This is a genomic window from Rudaea sp. (assembly GCF_036383415.1).
Classification (GTDB): domain Bacteria; phylum Pseudomonadota; class Gammaproteobacteria; order Xanthomonadales; family Rhodanobacteraceae; genus Rudaea.
Genome location: NZ_DASVOK010000401.1, coordinates 1 through 2,869, shown reverse-complemented (window position 1 = coordinate 2,869; position 2,869 = coordinate 1). Strand labels below are relative to the sequence as shown.

The following is a 2,869-nucleotide window of genomic DNA, read 5'->3' as shown; positions in this document are numbered from 1 at the left end:
CCACGTCCATCGCGCCGAGGTCGTCGGGCACCTCGACCGCGCTGCCGAGCGTGATCGTCGCCTGCGCCTCAGGCCGCCGGCCGGCAAGGATGGCGCGCGCGCGGTCGACGAGGATGGAGCGCATGTACAGCGCGCTGACTGCGAGGAAATGGGCGCGGTTGGCGAATGTCTTGCCCGCGCCGAGCAGGCGCGTCATCGCCTCGTGGACGAGGTCGGTGGGATCGAGCGTGACCGAGCTTGTCTCGCCGCGCAGGCGCTGCACGGCGATCTGGCGCAGCAGGTCGTACAGTTCGGGCATGACCGGTTCCAGCGCGGCGAGGTCGCCCCCGCGCCAGGCGGCGAGGCGGACGGTGATGTCGGAATTCAAAGCGCCGGATCCTGTTTCCTGTTGCCAAGATGATGCGGGAAGCGTGCAGGCTTTGCAAAAATACCCCGATGAACGTCGCCAGAACCCCGACGACGGGCGCCGAAAAAAATTTTCCGGCGTGATAGGCGGCCCCACGGTTTTGCGCTTGTTGTAAATGAACAGGGAAATTTCACGGGGATTCCGGCGAAAAGCAGATTCACATGGCGTAGTGGTGGCCTGATTTTCGTCTGCTGTATGGGGCGCGGCGAATGCGGTGGCGGACGGCATTTGCGCGATAGGGGGTTTTGAAGGTCCGCTTCGGGCACGGCACGGCGTAATTGGGACAGGGGACGCGGTGCCGGGTCCACTCGCGGTTCTCGGCGCAGGGGCTGCGCTGGTCGGCAAGGTGGCTTCCAACGGCGCCACCTGTCGCTCGGCGCAGATCGCCGGGTGCAAGCAGGCGGCGTGGCGACGGTGATCGTCGCCACGCTCGCTCTGCAGGCACGCGGCCGTCGGCGTTTGCCTTATGCTTCGGCAAATCCCTTCGCAGGCGTGCCGCAAGCCATGGACCTGAGCTACATCCTCAATCACCTCGGTGAAGACCGCGAGCGTCATCGCGGCGCGGTGTCGCCGCCGATCTACCAGAGTTCGATCTTTGCGTTCCCGACGGTGGATGCATTCCGCGAGGGTTTCCGCGACGAGTTCCGGCGCACGACCTACACGCGCGGCAACAATCCGACGGTGGAAGTGCTGCGCAGGAAGGTCGCCGCGCTTGAAGGCGCCGAGGACTGCCTGATGTTTTCCAGCGGCGCGGGCGCGATCTCCGCGGCCGTCATCGCCAGTGTCGCCGCGGGCGACCATGTGATCTGCGTTGCTCGCCCGTATTCTTGGACGCGCGCGGTGCTGCGTGATCTGCTCGGTCGCTTCGGCGTGACGACGAGTTTCATCGACGGCACCGACACCGCGAATTTCGCCGCTGCGATCACCCCGCAGACCAAGCTGATCGTGCTCGAAAGCCCGAATTCGATGACCTACGAGCAGCAGGACCTCGCCGCGGTTGCAGAACTCGCAAAGGCGCATGGCATCCGCACGCTCTGCGACAACAGCTATGCGACGCCGCTCAACCAGTCGCCGCTCGCGCTCGGCATCGACATGGTCGCGCACTCGGCGACGAAGTACTTGAACGGGCACAGCGACGTCGTCGCCGGCGCGCTGTGCGCGAGCGAGGCGATCATCCGCGAGGTGTTCAAGAGGACCTACATGGTCTGCGGCGCGGTGATGTCGCCGCACGACGCCTGGCTGATGATCCGCGGCCTGCGCACGCTGTCGGTGCGCATGGAGCGCATCGCGCGCACGACGCGCGAAGTGCTCGCGTTCCTGCAGGCGCATGCGAAGGTGGAAAAAGTGTACTACCCGCACGATGCGGCGAATCCGCAGTTCGCCCTGACCCAGGCGCAGATGCGCGGCGCGAGCGGATTGCTGACTGTTGTGCTGCGCGCCGCCGATGTGGCCGGTGTCGAGCGCTTCTGCAATGCCCTGCGCTATTTCCTGATGACCGTGTCGTGGGGCGGCTACGAGTCGCTGCAGTTTCCGGTCTGCGCGGTCTATCCGGCCGACGCTCCGTTGACGCCACCGGGTGGTGGCGCCGGGCTCAACTACGTTCGTCTGTCGGTCGGACTCGAGGAGCCGGAAACGCTGATCGCCGATTTGCGCCAGGCGCTCGACGCGATCTGAAGCTGAGTTCTACGCCGTAGGGGCGCGATTCATCGCGCCTGGTTTTTGATCTTGCTCTTGATCTCGGGACCCCGTTTGCCGCGGCGAGGGCAGGCTGGAAATGTCCGCTAGGATCGCGCGCACGATGCGCGCGAGTTCGTTGCACGCACACGGACGTGCGTTCAACGAACCCCGGCATGACCTCGCGCACCGCCGCAGGCGGCGCGGCATCCGGGGTGTGTTCTCTTTGGTCACTTTCTCTTGCACAAGCAAGAGAAAGTGACCCGCGCGCCGGACGCGCGCGGAAAGGTGAAGGGACGCGGTAGCAGCGGAATCAAGAACAAAGATGCTGGATTCCGGCTGCGCCGGAATGACGATAAATCGCGTACCCACAAAATCACGGCACATTCTCTGCGTGCGCAGAGATTCGATCTGCGCCAGCCATATTTCGCCATCAATTTGCCAGTGTGACCTGCGAGGCTATGGATGCGGCGGAGTAACTCGTAGAATCCAACCGGGGCTGATCTGTTTTTCGACGGAATTGCGTCCGGTGGACGCGACGAAATCACGCGCGCACGCGCACGAGACACGAAAAAGGACGAAACGATCATGGGGCTGCTGAATTTCATCTGGAACCTGCCGCTGATGCTGCTGCGGTTCGTCGGCGCGGTGCTGTCGTTCTTCTTCGGCCATGTCGGCTGGGATGCGCCGCCTTGGGCGCGTGCGGTCGGCGCGGGATGGAGTCGCCTCGGCGGCGCGGTGCAGGCGCGGCCGGCGCGTTCGGCGGGCATCCTCGCCGCGCTGCTCGTG

General features: G+C 65.0%; 3 protein-coding genes. 2 read left to right on the top strand and 1 reads right to left on the bottom strand.

Annotation, left to right across the window (positions count from 1 at the left end; genetic code table 11):
- Positions 1-367: ECF-type sigma factor (locus VF497_RS14755; RefSeq protein ID WP_330890040.1), on the bottom strand; the 367-nt coding region annotated here is incomplete at its 3' end.
- 429 nt (positions 368-796) lie between these two features.
- Here VF497_RS14755 and VF497_RS14750 point away from each other — a divergent pair.
- Positions 797-2,080, top strand: a complete 1,284-nt coding sequence (locus tag VF497_RS14750; RefSeq protein WP_330890038.1) for an aminotransferase class I/II-fold pyridoxal phosphate-dependent enzyme — start codon at positions 797-799, stop codon at positions 2,078-2,080.
- 588 nt (positions 2,081-2,668) lie between these two features.
- The coding region (locus VF497_RS14745) for a hypothetical protein (RefSeq protein ID WP_330890036.1) at positions 2,669-2,869 on the top strand (201 nt) is incomplete at its 3' end.